The sequence below is a fragment of the Amycolatopsis sp. NBC_00355 genome, assembly GCF_036104975.1.
In the GTDB taxonomy this organism is placed as follows: Bacteria; Actinomycetota; Actinomycetes; order Mycobacteriales; family Pseudonocardiaceae; genus Amycolatopsis.
On sequence record NZ_CP107982.1, the window covers coordinates 7117275 to 7134458 of the forward strand.

The 17184-nt window shown below is 70.2% G+C and carries 23 protein-coding genes; 6 read left to right on the forward strand and 17 right to left on the reverse strand.

Annotation, left to right across the window (positions count from 1 at the left end):
• Positions 1 to 3: 3 nt before the first annotated feature.
• From OHS18_RS32450 to OHS18_RS32500, 11 genes are all read right to left on the reverse strand, one after another.
• The gene (locus tag OHS18_RS32450; protein WP_328446183.1) at positions 4 to 501 is read right to left on the reverse strand and encodes a hydrogenase maturation protease; all 498 of its coding nucleotides are present in this window, start codon (positions 499 to 501) and stop codon (positions 4 to 6) included.
• Positions 498 to 1754 carry a hypothetical protein gene (locus OHS18_RS32455; RefSeq protein WP_328613430.1) on the reverse strand — a complete coding sequence of 419 codons (1257 nt, stop codon included), beginning with the start codon at positions 1752 to 1754 and terminating at the stop codon, positions 498 to 500. The genes OHS18_RS32450 and OHS18_RS32455 overlap by 4 nt, the downstream gene beginning before the upstream one ends.
• Positions 1751 to 2380, reverse strand: coding sequence for a DUF6084 family protein (locus OHS18_RS32460; RefSeq protein WP_328613431.1), 630 nt, complete (start codon positions 2378 to 2380; stop codon positions 1751 to 1753). Before OHS18_RS32460 ends, OHS18_RS32455 begins: the two co-directional genes overlap by 4 nt.
• A complete protein-coding gene (locus OHS18_RS32465) occupies positions 2373 to 2990 on the reverse strand; it encodes a DUF5947 family protein (RefSeq protein WP_328446177.1) in 618 nt (205 codons plus the stop codon). The genes OHS18_RS32460 and OHS18_RS32465 overlap by 8 nt, the downstream gene beginning before the upstream one ends.
• On the reverse strand, positions 2987 to 3529 hold the full coding sequence (locus OHS18_RS32470) for a NifU family protein (protein WP_328446175.1): 543 nt from the start codon (positions 3527 to 3529) through the stop codon (positions 2987 to 2989). The genes OHS18_RS32465 and OHS18_RS32470 overlap by 4 nt, the downstream gene beginning before the upstream one ends.
• Positions 3526 to 5310, reverse strand: a complete 1785-nt coding sequence (locus OHS18_RS32475; protein WP_328446173.1) for a nickel-dependent hydrogenase large subunit — start codon at positions 5308 to 5310, stop codon at positions 3526 to 3528. Before OHS18_RS32475 ends, OHS18_RS32470 begins: the two co-directional genes overlap by 4 nt.
• A gap of 13 nt (positions 5311 to 5323) precedes the next feature.
• Complete coding sequence (locus OHS18_RS32480) at positions 5324 to 6376, reverse strand: hydrogenase expression protein HypE (RefSeq protein WP_328446171.1); 1053 nt, start codon at positions 6374 to 6376, stop codon at positions 5324 to 5326.
• A gap of 6 nt (positions 6377 to 6382) precedes the next feature.
• Positions 6383 to 7066, reverse strand: coding sequence for a D-sedoheptulose-7-phosphate isomerase (locus tag OHS18_RS32485; RefSeq protein WP_328446169.1), 684 nt, complete (start codon positions 7064 to 7066; stop codon positions 6383 to 6385).
• An 18-nt stretch (positions 7067 to 7084) separates the two neighbouring features.
• Complete coding sequence (locus tag OHS18_RS32490) at positions 7085 to 7321, reverse strand: HypC/HybG/HupF family hydrogenase formation chaperone (protein WP_442874324.1); 237 nt, start codon at positions 7319 to 7321, stop codon at positions 7085 to 7087.
• Complete coding sequence (locus OHS18_RS32495; protein WP_328446166.1) at positions 7318 to 7938, reverse strand: D-sedoheptulose-7-phosphate isomerase; 621 nt, start codon at positions 7936 to 7938, stop codon at positions 7318 to 7320. Before OHS18_RS32495 ends, OHS18_RS32490 begins: the two co-directional genes overlap by 4 nt.
• Before the next feature lie 143 nt (positions 7939 to 8081).
• The gene (locus tag OHS18_RS32500; protein ID WP_328613432.1) at positions 8082 to 9137 is read right to left on the reverse strand and encodes a tetratricopeptide repeat protein; all 1056 of its coding nucleotides are present in this window, start codon (positions 9135 to 9137) and stop codon (positions 8082 to 8084) included.
• Between the two features lie 179 nt (positions 9138 to 9316).
• On the opposite strand from OHS18_RS32500, the gene OHS18_RS32505 reads away from it, so the two are divergent.
• From OHS18_RS32505 to OHS18_RS32515, 3 genes are all read left to right on the forward strand, one after another.
• Entirely contained in the window at positions 9317 to 10012 is a 696-nt protein-coding gene (locus OHS18_RS32505) for an HNH endonuclease family protein (protein ID WP_328446163.1), read from the forward strand.
• 10 nt (positions 10013 to 10022) lie between these two features.
• A complete protein-coding gene (locus tag OHS18_RS32510; RefSeq protein WP_328613433.1) occupies positions 10023 to 10661 on the forward strand; it encodes an alpha/beta fold hydrolase in 639 nt (212 codons plus the stop codon).
• Between the two features lie 213 nt (positions 10662 to 10874).
• Positions 10875 to 11624, forward strand: coding sequence for a 3D domain-containing protein (locus OHS18_RS32515; protein WP_328446159.1), 750 nt, complete (start codon positions 10875 to 10877; stop codon positions 11622 to 11624).
• Positions 11625 to 11695: 71 nt separating this feature from the next.
• Here OHS18_RS32515 and OHS18_RS32520 read toward each other — a convergent pair whose 3' ends face one another.
• From OHS18_RS32520 to OHS18_RS32530, 3 genes are read right to left on the reverse strand one after another with little or no spacing between them, the layout of a single operon-like run.
• Positions 11696 to 12250, reverse strand: coding sequence for an SMI1/KNR4 family protein (locus OHS18_RS32520; protein WP_328613434.1), 555 nt, complete (start codon positions 12248 to 12250; stop codon positions 11696 to 11698).
• Positions 12247 to 12885 (reverse strand): nitroreductase family protein, encoded by a 639-nt coding sequence (locus OHS18_RS32525; RefSeq protein WP_328613435.1) that lies wholly within the window; start codon positions 12883 to 12885, stop codon positions 12247 to 12249. Before OHS18_RS32525 ends, OHS18_RS32520 begins: the two co-directional genes overlap by 4 nt.
• Before the next feature lie 18 nt (positions 12886 to 12903).
• Positions 12904 to 13881, reverse strand: coding sequence for an aldo/keto reductase (locus OHS18_RS32530; RefSeq protein ID WP_328446153.1), 978 nt, complete (start codon positions 13879 to 13881; stop codon positions 12904 to 12906).
• A 39-nt stretch (positions 13882 to 13920) separates the two neighbouring features.
• Here OHS18_RS32530 and OHS18_RS32535 point away from each other — a divergent pair, with 39 nt between their 5' ends.
• Positions 13921 to 14400, forward strand: a complete 480-nt coding sequence (locus OHS18_RS32535) for a MarR family winged helix-turn-helix transcriptional regulator (RefSeq protein ID WP_442874515.1) — start codon at positions 13921 to 13923, stop codon at positions 14398 to 14400.
• A 3-nt stretch (positions 14401 to 14403) separates the two neighbouring features.
• On the opposite strand, the gene OHS18_RS32540 is transcribed toward OHS18_RS32535, so the two are convergent.
• The 3 genes from OHS18_RS32540 to OHS18_RS32550 form a co-directional block, all read right to left on the reverse strand.
• Positions 14404 to 14817 carry an ATP-binding protein gene (locus OHS18_RS32540; protein ID WP_328446149.1) on the reverse strand — a complete coding sequence of 138 codons (414 nt, stop codon included), beginning with the start codon at positions 14815 to 14817 and terminating at the stop codon, positions 14404 to 14406.
• Positions 14818 to 14880: 63 nt separating this feature from the next.
• A complete protein-coding gene (locus tag OHS18_RS32545) occupies positions 14881 to 15660 on the reverse strand; it encodes a SigB/SigF/SigG family RNA polymerase sigma factor (protein WP_328446147.1) in 780 nt (259 codons plus the stop codon).
• Positions 15657 to 16073 (reverse strand): anti-sigma factor, encoded by a 417-nt coding sequence (locus tag OHS18_RS32550; protein ID WP_247060051.1) that lies wholly within the window; start codon positions 16071 to 16073, stop codon positions 15657 to 15659. Before OHS18_RS32550 ends, OHS18_RS32545 begins: the two co-directional genes overlap by 4 nt.
• A gap of 163 nt (positions 16074 to 16236) precedes the next feature.
• Here OHS18_RS32550 and OHS18_RS32555 point away from each other — a divergent pair, with 163 nt between their 5' ends.
• On the forward strand, positions 16237 to 16545 hold the full coding sequence (locus OHS18_RS32555; protein ID WP_328446143.1) for a WhiB family transcriptional regulator: 309 nt from the start codon (positions 16237 to 16239) through the stop codon (positions 16543 to 16545).
• Between the two features lie 266 nt (positions 16546 to 16811).
• Complete coding sequence (locus OHS18_RS32560) at positions 16812 to 17165, forward strand: STAS domain-containing protein (protein ID WP_328446141.1); 354 nt, start codon at positions 16812 to 16814, stop codon at positions 17163 to 17165.
• The last annotated feature ends 19 nt before the right edge of the window (positions 17166 to 17184 follow it).

Below are 17184 nucleotides of genomic sequence, written 5' to 3' on the forward strand. Positions count from 1 at the left end.
GGCTCAGACCTCCGTCTTCTGTTTGCCGGGCAGGGTCGGGCTGGTGCCCCAGGCGAGCTCGGTGACGGCGCGGACCGCGGCCGGCACCGCCCCCTCGACCTCCGGGGAAAGCCCGATCCCTTCGTCGAGGCACGCGGGTTCGCAGCCGACGATCAGCACCCGCCCGGCGTCCCCGCCGAGCAGCCGCAGCAGCCGGAACACGGCTTCGGGCTGCATGCCGTGTGCGTCGATCGAGGCCGACGCCGCCAGGTCGTCGACGTCGGCTTCGATGAGCGAGAGCGTGCCGGGCGGCTTTCCGTGCGGGGTGGCGTCGAGCAGGATCGTGGTGTCGTAACCGCCGAGCAGGTCGTAGGCCAGGTGCAAACCCGCGATGCCGTAGTCGGCGATCTGCACCCACTCCGGCAGTTCGGTCCCTTCGAGTTCCTTGATCACCTCGACGCCGAAGCCGTCGTCGCTCAGGAAGATGTTGCCGATGCCCGCCACCAGCACTCGTGGCCTCATTCCGCGACCTCCAATGGCTCGATCTCGTCGGGGGAGAAGTACCGGAACCGGCCGTGCGTGACCTGCAGGTCGGCGGCCGGATCGTCGTCGAGGGTGACCGCGACGTACCGCACACCGTCCACATCGGACAGCACGTTCCGGACCGTCGCGGTCAGGCCGGCGAGGAACATGTCCTGGGCGTCGGTGCCGCGCAGGTTCGGCCGCAGCCGCACCTTCGACCCGGCGGTGACGTCGACGCCCGCGACGGTCACCGTCTCCGGCTCGGGCTCCCCGGTGACCGACCGCAGGTAGCGGACGGTGCCGTGCAGCCGGTCGAGCAGCTCCGGCGGCATCGCGTCGACCCGGTCGACGATCGCCGCCGCGCGCGGGTCGGTGGCCCGGGCCTGGCGTTTCTCTTCGTCGGTCAACGTCATCGTGCGCAGCGTCAGTATCTCGTCGATCTCGGTGCCGTCGAACAGGTCGCCCTGGCTCTCCGCGGCGATCGCCGGGTCGTCGTACAGGATGATCGGCGACGCGAGGATCGCCCGGCTGCGCGCGGTGTCGCCGATCAGCACCGGCCACAACCGCTCTTGCCGGCACGCCTCGACGGCCGGCTTCGCCCACTCCGGCGGGTCCAGCATGGACAGGAAGTGCCCGGTGTCGACGCCGAGCACCAGGTGCGCGGCGACCAGCGCGTGGTGCAGGGCCTGCTCACGGGTGCCGTCCGTGCGCGACGCCGTCGTGTTGTACAGGTCCAGGCGCACCCGGGCGCCGCCGAACGGGCCGTCGAGGGCGTCGAGCCGGACGCTGAGGACGCCCGAGAGCGCCTGCGTCCGCCGGACCAGCGCACAGCCCTCGCCGACGTCTTCGCGTTCTTCGCCGCCGGGCACGGAGAACGGGGTGTCGGCGGGCAGTTCCGCCAGCGGCAGCACGAAGTCCAGCTCACGCTCGACGGCTTCGTCCCAGGTCGTGTACTCGACGCCGTCGACGGTCGCCGTGTCGACAAAACGACCGCCGTTGTGGACCAGACGTGCCTGCGCCTGTAGGAACCGCAGCTTGACGTGCAGGATCGTGTGCGCCAGGGGTTCCAGCAGGCATTCGACGCGCGCCGACGCGTGCTCGCCGATGTCCGCCGAGGCGTACGACGGCGGCATCAGCACCCCCCACTGCCAGCGCACCTTGTTCTTCCCGGCCGACGCGCGGTACGGGTAGAGCAGGTAACCCTCGTAGAGGACGGCGTCGCCGACCGCGCGAGCCTGTTCGAGGACGTTCACGGCTCACCGGCCAGCAGTCGTTCCATCGCCGCTTCCCAGGTCGGGATGGCGTGGCGCGCCTTGTACTTGAGCAGCGCGTCCACCGTCTCCTTGGGCAGCTTGATCCACGCGACGTTCGGGAAGTAGCGGTCGACCAGCTCGTCCCACACCTTCACCGGCATCCGGTACTCGGCCTGGGCGTGCCACGGCACCTGCTCCACCCAGAACCCGGCGCCGCCCTTGCCGAACACCGTGCCGCTGAACAGCAGCACCATCGGCACGACACCTTCGGTCAGCGCGTGGAAGTACTTGCCGGCGGCCACTTCCAGGTCGTAGGTGCACGGGACCTCGGCGTCGATCTCGGTGGCGCCGGTGAAGCCGGGCACCGCCACCGACACCGTCGTGAACTGGAACGGTTTCAGCGTTTCGCCCCACCGGGAGCGGTCGCCGAAGAGGTGGGTGAGCAGCTCGGTCTCGTCGTCGGCGTACCGGCGCCGCTGCGGTTCGATGCGGATCTGGACGCGCAGCACCATCGCGTGGATCGGCTGCCCGGACAGCTCGGTGATCCGCAGCTTGAACGCCAGCGTCGGCGACGCGGCGTACTTCATCGGCTGGACGTCGACGCAGTCGAAGGTCAGCTCAGCCATCCGCCACGACCTCACTGCGTTCCCGCAGGCTCGCGAAGAAACCGTCGATGGCCTCGTGCGCCTCGGTGCCGCCGTCGAAGCCGCGCCACGTCGTCCGCACGATCCCGACCAGCTCGTAACAGACGTCGATCGGCACCAGGAAGCACTCGAAACCCAGGTCGAGCTTGTTCAGCAGGAACGCTTCGACGTCGTCGGCGACGTCGGCGAACGCCGGGGTGTCGGCCAGCAGCTCGTCCCAGGTGCCGAGCGGCAGGAGCGACTCGGTCGCCCCTGCCGGGCTCGGGTAGAACGCGACCGTCCGGTCCTGCACCGAGTTGCGGAACAGGAACGCCGTCTTCACCGGGATCCCCGCCGTCTCCCACAACGCGGCGCCGGGGGCGAACCGCGGCGCGTGCCGGAACCGCTGCGGCACCGCGCGGTGCCGCTTCCCGCCCGCGCCGCGGTGGGTGAAGAGCAGGTAGCAGCCCCGGCAGGTGCACATGATCGCCCGCGACTCGAGGTCGATCACGTGCCCGTGCTCCCCGCCGATCGGCTCAGCGCACAGCTCGCACCGTTCGCCGGGTGCCGTCCGCTGGACGGGGTTGCGGAACCTGCGCAGCCCGCCCGTCACACCGGCTCCGCGGGGACCGGGCACTCGAGTGCTTCCAGCGGCAGCAGCGGACGTCCGCCCGGGCCGGTCTGCTCGGGCACGACCCCTTCGACGTGGACGTCGGAGATCTCCGGCGCCGCTTCCCGCACCACCTTCTCGATGGCGTACTTCGCGGTGACGGTCGACGACGGGCAGCCGTCGCACGTGCCCTGCAGCTGCAGGCTGAGCACGCCGTCGGCGTCGATCCCGACCAGCTCGACGTCGCCGGCGTGCGAGCCCAGGTACGGCCGGACCTTGTCGAGCGCCTCGGCGACGCGCTCGTGCGTGGACTTCGGGTGCAGGTCGTGCAGCACGAGCAGGCCCCGGACGTGCTCGTCCTCGGCGAGGCGGCCCAGCAGGAGCCGGTCCGCCCCGCCGACGACGTCCACGATCCGTTCCAGCCCCGCGCCGTAGAACTCGAGCAGCGTGTGGACGAGCTCCTCGGCGATCTCGGCGTCCGGGCCGGAGAACTCGCCCAGCAGCTGCTCGATCCGTTCGCCGACCCGGCCGACGTCCGTCATGCGATCTCGCCGCCGAACGCGTGCGGGGTGTGCAGCCGTTCGACGACCTTGCCCTTGCCGGTGTACATGTGGACGCCGCAGGGCAGGCACGGGTCGAAGCTGCGGACCGCGCGCATGATGTCGATGCCCTTGAAGTTCTCCTGCGTGTTCTCCTCGAAGATCGGCGTGTTCTGCACGGCGTCCTCGTACGGCCCCGGCGTGCCGAAGCTGTCGCGGACACTGCCGTTCCACGGCGTCGGCGGGTACGGGTGGTAGTTCGCGATCTTGCCGCCCTTGATCACCATGTGGTGCGACAGCACCCCGCGCACCGCTTCGGTGAAGCCGCAGCTCACACCCTCGTCCGGGACCTTGAACGGCTCCCACGTCTTCGTGTTGCCCTTGCGGACCTCACCGAGGGCCTGCTCGGCGAAGTGCAGCGCCATCGCGGCCGAGTACGCCTGGAAGTACGTCCGGGCGCGGTTGCGCTCGAGCGCGTTGCTCCACTGCGGGATCTTCCACTCGAAGCTGACCTCGGGTTTGGTCGCCGTGCGCGGCAGGTTGATCGTGACGCTGTGCCCGGTCGACTTGACGTACGGCGTGTCGACGAGCCCGGCGAGCGCGGTCACCCACAGGCGCGCGATCGGGCCGCCGCCGGTGTCGAGGGCCAGGTGGTCCTTGCCGTCGAACCAGCGCGGCGACATCGTCCACGAGTACTTGCTGTCGAAGTCGCGCTTGGCCGGGCGCGGGATGGTGTGCTGGTTCCACGGGTGGCGCTGGTCGACCGGGTTGCCCAGCGGGTCCTGCGTGACGAACATCGGCTGGTCGGCCCAGTCCTCGTAGAACGAGCTGCCGAGCAGGATCCGGATGCCGAGGTTGATGTCGAGCAGGCTGGTGGTGACGAGCTTGCCGTCGACGACCACGCCGGGCGTCACGTACATCTTCCGGCCCCAGGACTCCATGTTCTCGTAGCTGAAGTCGCAGTACTCCGGGTTGTTCAGGCTGCCCCAGCAGCCGAGCAGGATCCGGCGCCGGCCGACCTCTTCATACCCGGGGATGGCTTCGTAGAAGAAGTCGAACAGGTCGTCGTGCATCGGCAGGCAGCGCTTCATGAACTCGACGTAGCGCATGAGCCGGGTCAGGTAGTCGGTGAACAGCTGCACGGTGGCGACCGTGCCGACGCCGCCCGGGTACAACGTGGACGGGTGGACGTGCCGGCCTTCCATCAGGCAGAACATCTCGCGCGTGCTCCGGGAGACCTGCAGCGCCTCCCGGTAGAACTCGCCCTCCAGCGGGTTCAGCGAGCGCATGATGTCGCCGATGGTCTTGAAGCCGTGGTCGCGCGCGTGCGGCGCTTCGGTGCGGTTGGCCTGCTCCAGGACGCCGGGGTTGGTCTCGGCGACCATCTTCTCGCAGTAGTCCACCCCGACCAGGTTCTCCTGGAAGATGTTGTGGTCGAACATGTACTCGGCGGCTTCGCCGAGGTTGAGGATCCACTCGCCGAGGTGCGGCGGGCGGACGCCGTAGGCCATGTTCTGCGCGTAGACCGAGCACGTCGCGTGGTTGTCGCCGCAGATCCCGCAGATCCGGCTGGTGATGAAGTGCGCGTCGCGCGGGTCCTTGCCCTTCATGAAGATGCTGTAGCCGCGGAAGACCGACGACGTGCTGTGGCACTCGACGACGCGCTTGGCCGCCCAGTCGATCTTCGTGTAGATCCCGAGGCTGCCGACGATCCGGGTGATCGGGTCCCAGGCCATCTCGACGAGGTCGGTCCGGCCCTTGGTGCTCACGCCCTTGTCCGTCATTTCCCGATCCCTTTCAGCGCCACGAGGACTTGTAGCCGGTGTCGAGCTTCTTGCCCGTGCGCCGCCACTTGGGCTCCTTGTCGAGCTTGCGCTCGGTGATCTGCCGCAGCCGCCGGATCACCGACCCGTACGCGCCGCTGGCCAGCGACGACACGTGCGCGCCCGGGGGCTCGTCCATGAACGGCATGAACTTGTCGGGGAAGCCGGGCATGGTGCAGCCGATGCAGATGCCGCCGACGTTCGGGCAGCCGCCGACGCCGTTGATCCAGCCGCGCTTGGGCACGTTGCACTTCACGACCGGACCCCAGCAGCCCAGCTTCACCAGGCACTTGGGGGAGTCGTAGGTGTCGGCGAACTGACCTTGCTCGTAGTAGCCGCCGCGGTCGCAGCCCTCGTGCACGGTCGCGCCGAAGAGCCACTGCGGCCGCAGGTGGTCGTCGAGCGGGATCATCGGCGCCTGCCCGGCGGCCTGGTACAGCAGGTAGACGATGGTCTCGGACAGGTTGTCCGGGTGGGTCGGGCAGCCGGGCACGCAGACGATCGGGATGCCGGCGCCGGACTTCCAGTCCCAGCCCAGGTAGTCCGGCACGCCCATGGCGCCGGTCGGGTTGCCCTCCATCGCGTGGATGCCGCCGTAGGTGGCGCAGGTGCCGACCGCCATGACCGCCAGCGCCTTGGGTGTCAAGCGATCCAGCCATTCGCTGGTCGTCATCGGCTGGCCGGTCTCGGGGTTGTTCCCGAAGCCGCACCAGTAGCCCTCTTCCTTGATCGCTTCGTTCGGGATCGACCCCTCGACGACCAGGACGAACGGGTCCAGCTCACCGCGGTCCGCCTTGTGGAACCACTCGATGAACGTGTCGGCCCCCGTCTCGGGCCCGCACTCGAAGTCGATCAACGGCCAGTGGACCGCGATCTTGGGCAGGCCGGGCAAGGCGCCGAGGACGATTTCCTCGATGCTCGGTTGCGTGGCGGCGGTCAGCGCGACGGAGTCGCCGTCGCACGACAGGCCGGCGTTGATCCAGAGGATGTGGATGGGCTTCTCTTCGGTGTCTGACGCGTGCGTCACGGCTGGTCACCTAACCCCGAGCTCGTCGAGCGCGCCGAGGGTGAGTTCCCACAGCGCGTGGTAAAGGGTCGTCTGGGCTTCCTGGATGCGGTGCACGGACGGCGACGGGACGACGAAGAGGTGGTCGATGCTGTCGAGCTCGGCCATCTTCCCGCCGTCGTAGCCGGCGATGCCGACCGTCACCATGCCGAGCCGGGCGGCTTCGTCGAAGGCGCGCAGCAGGTTCGCGGAGTTCCCGCTGGTGGACAGGCCCACCGCGATGTCGCCGGCGCGCCCGAACGCGGCGAGCTGCCGGGCGAACACGACGTCGAACCCGATGTCGTTGGAGAGCGCGGTCACCACCGCGATGTCGTTCGTCAACCCGAAGGCGGGCAACGGTTTCGCGGCACCCGCCGGGCTCAGGAACAGGCTGGCGAGGTCCTGGGCGTCGGTCGAGCTGCCACCGTTGCCGAACGCGAGCAGCCGGCCGCCCCCGGCGAACGCGCGAGCGACGTCCTGGACACAGGCGAACAGGTGCTCGCGATCGGCCGCCAGCACCTGGGCGCGCAACGCGACGATCTCGTGCACTTTGTCCACAGTGGACTTTTCGACCTGATCGAGGACGGCGTCGACGTCACTGGACCCCGCGTAGAGGAACGGGTACAGCGCTTCGAGACCGTCCGCGCCCACGGGGGTGTGTTCCCGCGACATGGCGCGTCAACTCCTCGGCTAGGAATTCTCCAGGCGAGCGATGGCTTCCCCGGCGTGCACCAGGATTCGGTCGCCGACGCCGGCCGAAACCAGCGCCACGCTCACCTCTTCCCGGCCGGAGCCGGTTTCCACAACGGCGAACCCGAGGTCCAGGAGTTCGACCACGGTCACCTCGACCGCGGTGTCCGAGCAGGTGATGCACACCCCGTCGTGGCAGACGGGGGTGGCCGCTCTGTCGGCGTCAGCGGCGCTCAAGACGCCACCTCCGGAGCCAGGACGCCGGGTTGCTCGAAGAAGACGTGCACGAGCTCCCACAGCACGTGGTAGGTCGTCACGTGTACCTCCTTGACGACCCGCGGGTCGTCCGAGTGCGCGATGAAGACGTGGTCCAGCCCAGTAGTCGCGGCGATCGCGCCGCCGTTACGACCGGTCAGCGCGACGGTGAGCATGCCGAGGTCACGGGCCGTTTCGAGAGCGCGCTTCACGTTGCCGCAGTCGCCGTCGGTGGAGATGCCCAGCGCGATGTCGGCCGGTTCGCCGAGGATCCGCAGCTGGTGGGCGAAGATGTCGTCGAGGCCGGCGCGGCTGGCCACGCCCGTGACGGTCGCGACGTCGGCGGTCAGCGAGACGGCGGGCAGCGCGCGCTTGCCGACGATCACCGGGTGCACGAACTCCACGGCCACGTGCTGGGCGTCGGTGCTCGGGCCGCCGTTGCCGAAGACGACGAGCTTGCCGCCGCGGTGGAACCGGCGGGCCATGCCGTGGCACGCCCGCGCGACCTCCCTCGCGTCGTCGGCCAACGCCAGGACCGGCCCCTCCCGGCGCGCGAAGAGCGCGTCGACGGAGTCGGGGTGATTCGGTGACCACGGCATCGCGGCACTTCCTCGGGAGCTGCTCGGTGGTGGGAGCTTCCCCAGGCTAGAGGTGTGAGTTGGATCACACAATAGATCTACTCGGGTGATTCGTGGTCCGTGATGGTCGGCGGAGCGTGACTTTTTCGCTCGTTCCTCCGGCATCAGTGTTGGTGCTCGCGGTCGCCCCGATCGTGCTCCGCCCGGGCCAGCCACAGTTCGGCCTCATGGGCGGCGCCCCGCGACCGCAGCATCCGGGCCAGGCTGAGCATGCCCTGGACGTCCCCCGTTTCGGCGGCGCGGCGGAACCACCGCTCGGCTTCGGAGAGGTCGTCCCGGTGCTCGGCGAGGTGCCCGAGGTTGGTCAGGGCCGGGACGCTGCCGTGTTCCGCGGCCTTGCGGTACCAGGCCGCGGCCTCGCCTTCGTCGCCGCGGTTGCGGGCCAGGACGCCGAGGTTGGTCATCGCGGCCGGGTCGCCCCGCTCGGCGGCGTCGAGGTACCAGTTCTCGGCTTCTTCGAGGTCACCGCGCCGGTGCAGCAGCAGCCCGAGCCGGACGATCGCCTCGACGTTGCCGCTGATCGCGCCCTGCCGGTACCAGTTCTCGGCGTCGGTGGGCCGGCCCAGCCGCTCGGCCTGCCGGCCCAGCTGGCACGCGCCCCCGAGGTCGCCGGCCAGCACGGCCGAGCGCCACCACCGGGCGGCCTCCGCCGCCTGGCCGCGGTCGCGGAGCAGGATGCCCAGGTCGATCATCGCGCCGGTGTAACCGGCGTCGGCGGCCTGCCGCAGCCACGACTCGGCCTCTTCGGTCTTCCCTTGCTCGCGCAGCAGGTGCCCCAGCGCGGCCATCGACGACAGGTCGCCGGTGCGCGCGGCCTCGCCGAACCAGTGCTGGGCGTCGTCGCGCTTGCCCTGCCGCTCGTAGGAGCGGGCGAGGTTCAGCATCCCGTGCGGGTCGCCGGCCAGCGCCGCCTCGTGCCACCAGCGCTCGGCCTCTTCCAGCAGGCCGCGCTCGTTGAGCAGGTGCGCCAGCGCCGTCATCGACGTGCGGTCCCCGCCCATGGCGGCCTTGCGGTACCACGACTCGGCCTCGTCGACCTCCCCGCGCTCGCGCATCGCCGCGCCCATCCGGGCCATGGCGACGACGTTGCCGCCCTCGGCGGCCTTGCGCTGCAGGTAGTCGTCGAAGTTCGAGTTCCACTTCTTTAGCCGACCGGGCATCGGCCTGCTCCCTCCGGCTGGTCCTTGCTCCGGTAGTCGCAGTTCATGGGCCCGATGTGACATCTCTGCCATGGGTGGGCGAGATCACATTCGCGCCAGGCCGTCGTGTCGACGCGGTTTTCCCACGTCGACAGCAGGAAGACTACGCCGCGCGTACCCCCAGGTGAGAGGAGAAAATCTTGGCGGCCCGCGGCTTTCGGCTCAGCGTGACGCAGCGAACTCTGCTGGTAGTCGCGATCCTCGCGGTCGCCCTCTTCGGCTACTGGGCGACGAGAGGGGCGGGCGCGACCCCGTCCGCCGGCCCATCGACGTCTTCCGCCGCCCCTTCGGGGCCGGTCCCGGTCAACGCCGCCGACGCGCAGAAGCAGCTCGGCGAGCTGACCGTCGCGGCGCGGACGTCCATGGACGGTTACTCCCGTGAGAAGTTCCCGCACTGGGCGAGCCAGGGGTCGAGCTGTGACACGCGGGAAGTCGTGCTGAAGCGCGCCGGCAAGGACGTCAAGACCGACAAGGACTGCAAGGCGACGTCGGGTACCTGGACGAGCGTCTACGACAACGAGACGTGGACCACGGCGACCGACCTCGACATCGACCACATGGTCCCGCTCGGCCAGGCCTGGGCGAGCGGCGCGAAGGCGTGGACGACCGAGAAGCGCGGGCAGTTCGCCAACGACCTGACCCGGCCGCAGCTGTTCGCCGTCACCGACAACCTGAACCAGCAGAAGAGCGACAAGGCGCCCGACCAGTGGAAGCCGCCGCTCGTGGCGTTCTGGTGCACCTACGCGACCGATTGGATCGTCGTGAAGCACTTCTACGGGCTGACCGTGACCGAGGGTGAGAAGACCGCCTTGACGGACATGCTCCGCCGCTGCTGAGCTGACCGCCATGACGACGTTCGCGTTGATCCACGGCGGCGGGGGCAGCGGCTGGGACTTCCACCGGCTGGTGCCCGAGCTCGCGGCCCGCGGCCACGACGCCGTCACCCCGGACCTGCCGATCACCGATCCTTCGGCCGGGCTCGCGGAGTTCACCGAGACCGTGCTGGCCGCGTTGGGCGACGCTTCGGACGTCGCCGTCGTCGGGCATTCGTACGGCGGCTTCACCGCGCCGCTGGTCGCAGCGAAGGTGCGGGCGCGGGTGCTGGTCTACCTCGCCGGGATGATCCCGGCGCCGGGGGAGCAGCCGGGACAGTGGTGGGGCAACACGGGTTTCGCGGCGCCGACCGGGCTGAGCGAGACCGAGCAGTTCTTCAACGGTGTCGCGCCTTCGCTGGCCGAAGAGTGCCAGGCGCACGTGCGTGATCAGGTGAGCAAGGAATGGGACGAGCCGTGGCCGCTGCCGGCTCACCCGGACGTCCCGACGCGAGCGGTGCTCTTCCTCGACGACCGGTTCTTCACGCCGGACTTCCAGCGCCGGGTGGCCCGCTCGCGGCTCGGCGTCGAGCCGGACGAAGTCGACGGCCCGCACTGCGCGCCGCTCAGCCACCCGGCCGCCATCGCCGAGAAGCTGGTGAGTTACCTCTAGTCCCGCCGTAAAGCCGTGAATGGCACATCGAGGGACTCAGAGTCCCTCGATGTGCCATTCACGGCTTTGAGCCGTTCGGGCTACTGGCAACCTTTAAAGGTCTAGACCTATTGACTGTGTGGTCCAGGCCACTTAACGTCTGTTTCGCGGCGAACCCGCACCTCCCACCTGTTTCACCTCCGCCCCGGTCCCCGCCATGGAGGTTCCCCCGTCATGCGCTTCGCCAGGATCTTCGCCTTGACGGCCTTCGCCGCCGGCAGCCTGCTCGTCGCTCCCGCCGCCCCGGCGTCCGCCGCGGCGTTGCCCGCGTGCCAGCACTTCTACACCGGCCCGATCCCGGACCGCCCGGTCACCGGCGGCCACGGCCCCGGCACCCTCGTCGGCGCCGCGGACGTCTCGAACCGGCTGCCCGCACCGGGTTCCGTCACCGGCGGCCTCGGCGCGGACGGCAAGGTGACGTTCACGTTCGCCCGCGTCAGCGGCGCCAAGGCGTACCGCGCGTTCCGCAACGGCCAGGCCCTGCAGTGGATTTCCGACTGGGGCCAGCCGACGCTCACGGTGACCGACGCGAGCCCGTGCCAGAACGCGAACTACCAGCTCTACGCGATGACGGCGGAGGACAACTCGCCCGGCTCGCTCGGCCAGATCTCCACGGCCTACCGCCTCGACACCGGCAACCGCCTCGCGACCTACCGCATCCCGGCCGGCACGACGCTGAGCTACCGCGTCACGTCGTACAACGACGTCGCCCAGACGGCGCTGGGCTACAGCGCCGGCCCGGGTTTCTGCGCGGTCGACGCCCGCAACATCCCGTGGGGCACCAGGTTTTCCGTCCCGGGCTACGGCGAGTGCTACGCGGCGGACATCGGCAGCTGGATCAAGGACGACATCGTCGACGTCTGGCTACCGGGCTCCCAGGCCGACGCGTGGGGCATCCAGCGGCTGACGCTGACGGTGCGCTAGAGCCACCTGGCCGCCGAAAGGCCGTGAAGCCTCCTTGCCGACGTCCCCCCTTCGCCCCGGCAAGGAGGCCTTCATGGCTCGCGGCCGTCGAGCCACTTCAGGTACCACTCCCGAAAGCCCGTGCCGCACGGGGAAACGCCACCGTCCGACGCGCGGTCGTCGAACCACAGCCGCCCGCGTTCCGGGCCGGTGACCACCAGCCGGAAATAGGCACCGCACCCGAAGTGGGCCACTTTCAGCGAGCCGGTGATCCACCGCTGGTCGAAGTACAGGTCGTCGGGGATCTCGTTGTCGGTCGGGTGGTGCTCGGCGCGGTTCCACGCCTCCGTGAACGGGAACGGCGTCGAGAGGAACCCGGGCCGCCAGCCGTCTTCGTCGGGGCATTCCGGCGCGCTCAGTCGATACAGGCCGTAGTACGGCCCGGCGCCGTGTCCGCCCACGGACAGCAGGAAGCCGCGGTATTCTTCGGGCAGCGTCACCCCGTGGCGCGCCTCGAAGTCCGCGATCTCCGCCGCCGGCACCGGCGGTTCGAGCCGGTACCGATGCTTCCCGGCGCCGAAGCGGGTGAAGTCCGGGTCGGCCGCCGACAGGTCGGCCAGCCGGTCCCGGACTCCGGCCCACGTCACCAGCGATCGAGGTGCAGCACGTCGTCCAGCGGCTGGCGCGACGCCGGTTTGAACGTTTCGCCCGTGTAGAACGCCGTCGGGATCATGGCCGCCTGGTGGACGTTCTTCGGCAGGCCCAAGACCTCCGCCGCTTCCTGTTCGTACTTCAGGTGCAGCGTCGTCCACGCCGTGCCCAGGGTCACCGAGCGGGCCGCCAGCATGAAGCTCCACACCGCCGGCAGCAGCGAGGCCCACAGGCCCGCCTGGTTGCCCGCCGGGAGCTCGTCCGACGCTGTCTCCAGGCACGGGATCACCAGCACCGGGACGTCGCCCATCCGGTCGGCCAGGTACGCGACGCTCGACCCGACGCGCTGCTGCACCGGGGCCCGCGTCGGGTCGTCCGCGAACAGCTTGCCGGCCGCGTTGCCCGACTCCAGGTACTCGTGGCACGCCCGGCCGTAGATCTCGCCGAGCGCCGCCCGCTGGGCGTCGTCGGTGACGACCAGCCACTGCCAGCGCTGGGTGTTCGAACCGCTCGGCGCCTGCAGGGCCACCTGGATGCAGTGCTTCACCAGGTCGAGCGGCACCGGCCGGTCGAAATCCAGCCGCTTGCGGACGGTCCTGGTGGTCGTCAGGAGCTCTTCGGGCGTCATCATCGCTTCATCATGCCGGGCCTACCAGCGATCGTGCACGAGCGGGCGGATCAGCTCCTCGTACGTCGCGCGGACGCCGGCCGCCGCCTCCTCCGGCAACGGCGGGAGCGCGGCCGCGGCCGTGTTCGCCGACACCTGCGAAGGGTTGCGGGCGCCCGGGATCACGGTGCTCAGGCCCGGCTGGTCGAGGATCCAGCGCAGCGCGAACTGCGCCAAGGTCTGCCCCTCGGGGACGAGCCCGCGCAAGCGCTCGACGGCTTCCAATCCGACCTCGTACGGCACGCCCGAGAAGGTCTCGCCGACGTCGAACGCGTCGCCGCCCCGGTTGAAGTTCCGGTGGTCGTCGGCGGCGAAAGTGGTGCTCGCCGTGTAGCGCCCGGACAGCAGGCCCGAGGCCAGCGGCACCCGCGCGATGACGCCGGCTCCCGCGTCCACCGCGGCCGGCAGCACCCGCTCCAGCGGCTTGAGCCGCAGGCAGTTGAGGATGATCTGCACCGACGCGACGTTCGGCCGTGCCAGCGCGGCCAGCGCCTCGTCGCAGGTCTCGACACTCACGCCGTACGCCTTGATCCGGCCTTCCCCGACCATCGCGTCGAGGGCGTCGTAGACGGCGTCCGTGGAGTACACCGACGCCGGCGGGCAGTGCAGCTGCACCAGGTCGAGCGTGTCCATCCCGAGGTTGCGGCGCGACCGGTCGTTCCACTCGCGGAAGTTGGCGGCGACGTAGTTCTCCGGCACCTGGTCGACCCGGCGGCCCATCTTGGTCGCAATGAACACCGCATCGTGGTCCGCGCGGAACCGGCCGACCAGCCGTTCGCTGCGGCCGTCGCCGTAGACGTCCGCGGTGTCGAAGAAGGTGACGCCGGCGTCGGCCGCCGCGTGCAGTACGGCGAGGGCGTCCTTCTCGTCGACCTCGCCCCAGTCCGCGCCGAGCTGCCAGCAGCCGAGCCCGACGACCGAGACCTCGCGGCCGAGGCGGGTGATCTTCCGGTTCTCCATGCCGCGATCCAAGCACACCTATGATCGGCCGTCATGGCCATGACTGCGGGTCCGGACGGGCTGGGGACGCGGCTGCGGCACGTCCTCGAACTGCTCGACGGCGACGTCGCGAAGTTCCTCGCCGACATCGGCCTCGAGGACTACCGGCCGCGGTACTCGGCGGTCGTGCGCGCCTTGCTGGCGAAGGGGCCGCTGGCCATCCGGGACCTGGCCGAGGAGATGCGCGTGACGCACTCGGCGGCCAGCCAGACCGTCGCGCAGATGAACCGGGCCGGCCTGGTGACGCTCGAACCCGGCGCCGACGCGCGGCAGCGGATCGTCTCGCTCACGCCGAAAACGCGCGACCTGCTGCCGCTGGTGGAGGCGGAGTGGACGGCGACGACCGAGGCGTGGGAGGCGCTGGAAGCCGAGCTGCCGCACTCGCTGCGCGCTCTGCTGGACTCGATCGTCGAAGCCCTGGACCGGAAGCCGTTCCGGGAGCGGATCGGGGAGACGGAAGCCGCCCGCGAACTGCTGTGACGCCTAGGCGACGCGGAAGACCGCCCAGACGTACTTGCCGCCGGGGCAGCGCTCGAAACCCCAGTCCTCGGACAGCGCCTGGACCAGCACGAGCCCGCGGCTGCGCGCCTCGGCCGGGGACGGCGCCCGCAGCTCGGGCAGCATCCGGCCGGTGTCGAACACCCGCAGCGTCAGGTGGCCGTCGGCGTACTCCATCTCGAAGCGCTGGGGGCGTTCGCCGTGTTCGAAGGCGTTCGTGACCAGCTCCGAGGTCGCCAGCAGGACGTCCTCCAGCGGCGCCTCGGCCACGCCGAAGGCGAGCATGGCCTTGCGGGCCTCGTGGCGGGCCAGTGCCGGGGCGGTGACGTCCGACGGGAGAAGCACCTTCAGTGGCGCGGCCGGCACGGCTGTGCGCTGCGGCATCTCGGATGTCGTCATCGGGTCCCCCCTCCCTGTGAGTTCGGTACTGTCCGCGAAGTACCCACGGCGTTGAGCAGCTAATCAGGTGCCGTCGGCGAGCTCGGATTCGTCCAGGCCCGAACGCAGTTTCTTCAGGGTCGCAGCCAGCAACCGCGACACCTGCATCTGGGAGACCCCGACGCGGCGCGCGATGTCCGACTGGCTCATCCCGGAGCCGAACCGCAGCGCCACGATCTTGCGCTCCCGGTCCGGCAGGCTCTCCAGCATCGGTCGCAGCGCCTCGCGTAGCTCGGCCTGGCCGAGCTCGGCGTCCGGCGCCCCGAACCGCGTGTGCGCGGCGTTCTCCAGCAGGTGGTCGAGCGACGCGCCGTAGCGGCCCTGACCGGCGCGGAGACCTTCGTAGACGTCCTCGATCGGCACGCCGAGCCGCGAGGCGATCTCACTCGGGCGCGGCGCGCGCGAGAGCTGCACGGTGAGTTCCTCGCGCGCGGCGGAGATGTTCGCGTTCAGCTCTTTGAGCCGCCGCGGCACCCGCACCGACCAGCTGTTGTCCCGGAAGTGGTGGCGCAGCTCGCCGGAGATGGTGGGGACCGCGAACGCCAGGAAGTCCGTGCCCTGCGCCGGGTCGAACCGGTCGACGGCGTGGATCAGCCCGACCGTGGCGATCTGGACCAGGTCCTCCATCGCCTCGTCGCGGTTGCGGAACTTCCGCGCCAGGTTGCGCGCCAGTTCGAGGTGGTTCCGGACCAGGGTGTCGCGGATGCGCTCCCGTTCCGGGGAGTCCGCCGGCAAGGCGGCGAGGTGGGTGAACAGCGCGCTGACGTCGAGGTCGGACCCGCTGCTCCCGGCGGGATCGGTCACGAGCCGGCCGCCTGGCTCTCCCGGACGAGGTCGACCCGGGACAGGTAGCGCCCGTCCTCGGGGGTCACGGTCCGCTCGGCCGACGTCGCGAGCGCGGTCAGCAGCTGCCAGGAGAGACCGGTGTCGTCACCGTGGTCGGGCGAGTCCGACAGAACGGACACCGAGACCTCGATGCGCGGGCCGCTCCAGGAGAAGACACAGGTGAGCTTGCCGTCGGAGGCGGCGGGCAGCAGCAGCGAGCACGCCTCGTCCACCGCCATCCGGAGGTCCTCGACGGCGTCGAGGTCGAAGTCCTGCCGCATCGCGATGTCCGCCACGATGGTGCGCAACGTCGGCACGACGTGCGGGATCGCGGCCGTCCGCACCTCGATGACCTGCGCGCCTCCCGGCACGAGCGGGGCGTTGTCCTCCACGTTTGTTCCTTTCTCCGCACTCACGCCGGCGTAACTGGCGGTGTCCCTCGACGCCCGGTCAGCGAGATGCCCTTGGGGTGAGCAAACCAAACCCGCGTTTGATCCGCTCCACCGGCGGGCACATAGCGGTCGACGTGCTGATCCGGGGAAAGGCAGGAACGACATGGCTGACGTGAGCCGGCTGCCCAATGTGGTTGCTGAAGAATGGGAATGGCAACTGCGCGGCTCGTGCCGGGGTGCGGACAGCAGCCTCTTCTTCCACACCGACAACGAACGGGGTTCGGCGCGGGAGCGGCGCGAATCGCGGGCGAAGGCCATCTGCCAGGCCTGCCCGGTGCTGGCCCAGTGCCGCGCGCACGCGATGACCGTACAGGAGCCCTACGGCATCTGGGGTGGCCTCGGCGAGATCGAGCGGCGGCAGCTGTTCCTCCGGCAGCGCCGGGCCGAGCGCAAGGCCGTCAGTGCGCACTGAACCACGCGCCGAACACCGCTCTGAGCAGGCAGGATCCCATCGCAGGTGAGCACTCCACACGAAAGGGCGGCGGCCGTGGCGGGCTCGGTCGCTCGCTGGGTTAGGGTTGGTCCCGGAGTTGCCTTGACCGTGTCCGGTGCGGGGTCGATCCTCGCGCTACGCCGGGGTTCCCGCCCCGGATTGCGAAAGGCACGGTGACACGGTTGCCGCTTGAGACAACAGGCGCGTACCCGGCGCAGGAGCAGCGCCTGACGAGGAGAAACTGCATGCCCGCAGCCGACCAGAACGCCACCCCGCCCGGGTTCGGCATCACGCTGGACACCGACGCGACGGAGCCCCGGGTGGTGGTCACGGGTGAGCTCGATCTGCTCACCAGCCCGCAGCTGCAGGAGGCCCTCGCCGGGCTGATCGCGGACAAGCGAGCGCAGCGGGTCGTGGCCGATCTGACCGGGGTGACCTTCTTCGATTCCTCGGCCCTGAACGTGGTCCTGCGCGCCCAGCGCCAGGCCGGCGAGCAGGACGTCCAGCTCGCGGTCGTCCCGAGCCCGGCCGTCAGCCGGGTGATCGAGCTCACCGGCGTGGCCGAACACCTGAGCGTGTCGGAGGACCCGAAAGCCTGATCCCCCGCTACGGTCCTGC

What these genes read in the sequence shown, in the direction of transcription:
- OHS18_RS32525 (WP_328613435.1), bottom strand. Translation starts at nt 12,885, where the DNA reads ATGATGACGCCCGAAGAGCTCCTGACGACCACCAGGACCGTCCGCAAG.
- OHS18_RS32495 (WP_328446166.1), bottom strand. Translation starts at nt 7,938, where the DNA reads ATGCCGTGGTCACCGAATCACCCCGACTCCGTCGACGCGCTCTTCGCG.
- OHS18_RS32560 (WP_328446141.1), top strand. Translation starts at nt 16,812, where the DNA reads ATGCCCGCAGCCGACCAGAACGCCACCCCGCCCGGGTTCGGCATCACG.
- OHS18_RS32475 (WP_328446173.1), bottom strand. Translation starts at nt 5,310, where the DNA reads ATGACGGACAAGGGCGTGAGCACCAAGGGCCGGACCGACCTCGTCGAG.
- OHS18_RS32535 (WP_442874515.1), top strand. Translation starts at nt 13,921, where the DNA reads ATGACTGCGGGTCCGGACGGGCTGGGGACGCGGCTGCGGCACGTCCTC.
- OHS18_RS32540 (WP_328446149.1), bottom strand. Translation starts at nt 14,817, where the DNA reads ATGACGACATCCGAGATGCCGCAGCGCACAGCCGTGCCGGCCGCGCCA.
- OHS18_RS32555 (WP_328446143.1), top strand. Translation starts at nt 16,237, where the DNA reads ATGGCTGACGTGAGCCGGCTGCCCAATGTGGTTGCTGAAGAATGGGAA.
- OHS18_RS32485 (WP_328446169.1), bottom strand. Translation starts at nt 7,066, where the DNA reads ATGTCGCGGGAACACACCCCCGTGGGCGCGGACGGTCTCGAAGCGCTG.
- OHS18_RS32470 (WP_328446175.1), bottom strand. Translation starts at nt 3,529, where the DNA reads ATGACGGACGTCGGCCGGGTCGGCGAACGGATCGAGCAGCTGCTGGGC.
- OHS18_RS32510 (WP_328613433.1), top strand. Translation starts at nt 10,023, where the DNA reads ATGACGACGTTCGCGTTGATCCACGGCGGCGGGGGCAGCGGCTGGGAC.
- OHS18_RS32500 (WP_328613432.1), bottom strand. Translation starts at nt 9,137, where the DNA reads ATGCCCGGTCGGCTAAAGAAGTGGAACTCGAACTTCGACGACTACCTG.
- OHS18_RS32450 (WP_328446183.1), bottom strand. Translation starts at nt 501, where the DNA reads ATGAGGCCACGAGTGCTGGTGGCGGGCATCGGCAACATCTTCCTGAGC.
- OHS18_RS32460 (WP_328613431.1), bottom strand. Translation starts at nt 2,380, where the DNA reads ATGGCTGAGCTGACCTTCGACTGCGTCGACGTCCAGCCGATGAAGTAC.
- OHS18_RS32530 (WP_328446153.1), bottom strand. Translation starts at nt 13,881, where the DNA reads ATGGAGAACCGGAAGATCACCCGCCTCGGCCGCGAGGTCTCGGTCGTC.
- OHS18_RS32515 (WP_328446159.1), top strand. Translation starts at nt 10,875, where the DNA reads ATGCGCTTCGCCAGGATCTTCGCCTTGACGGCCTTCGCCGCCGGCAGC.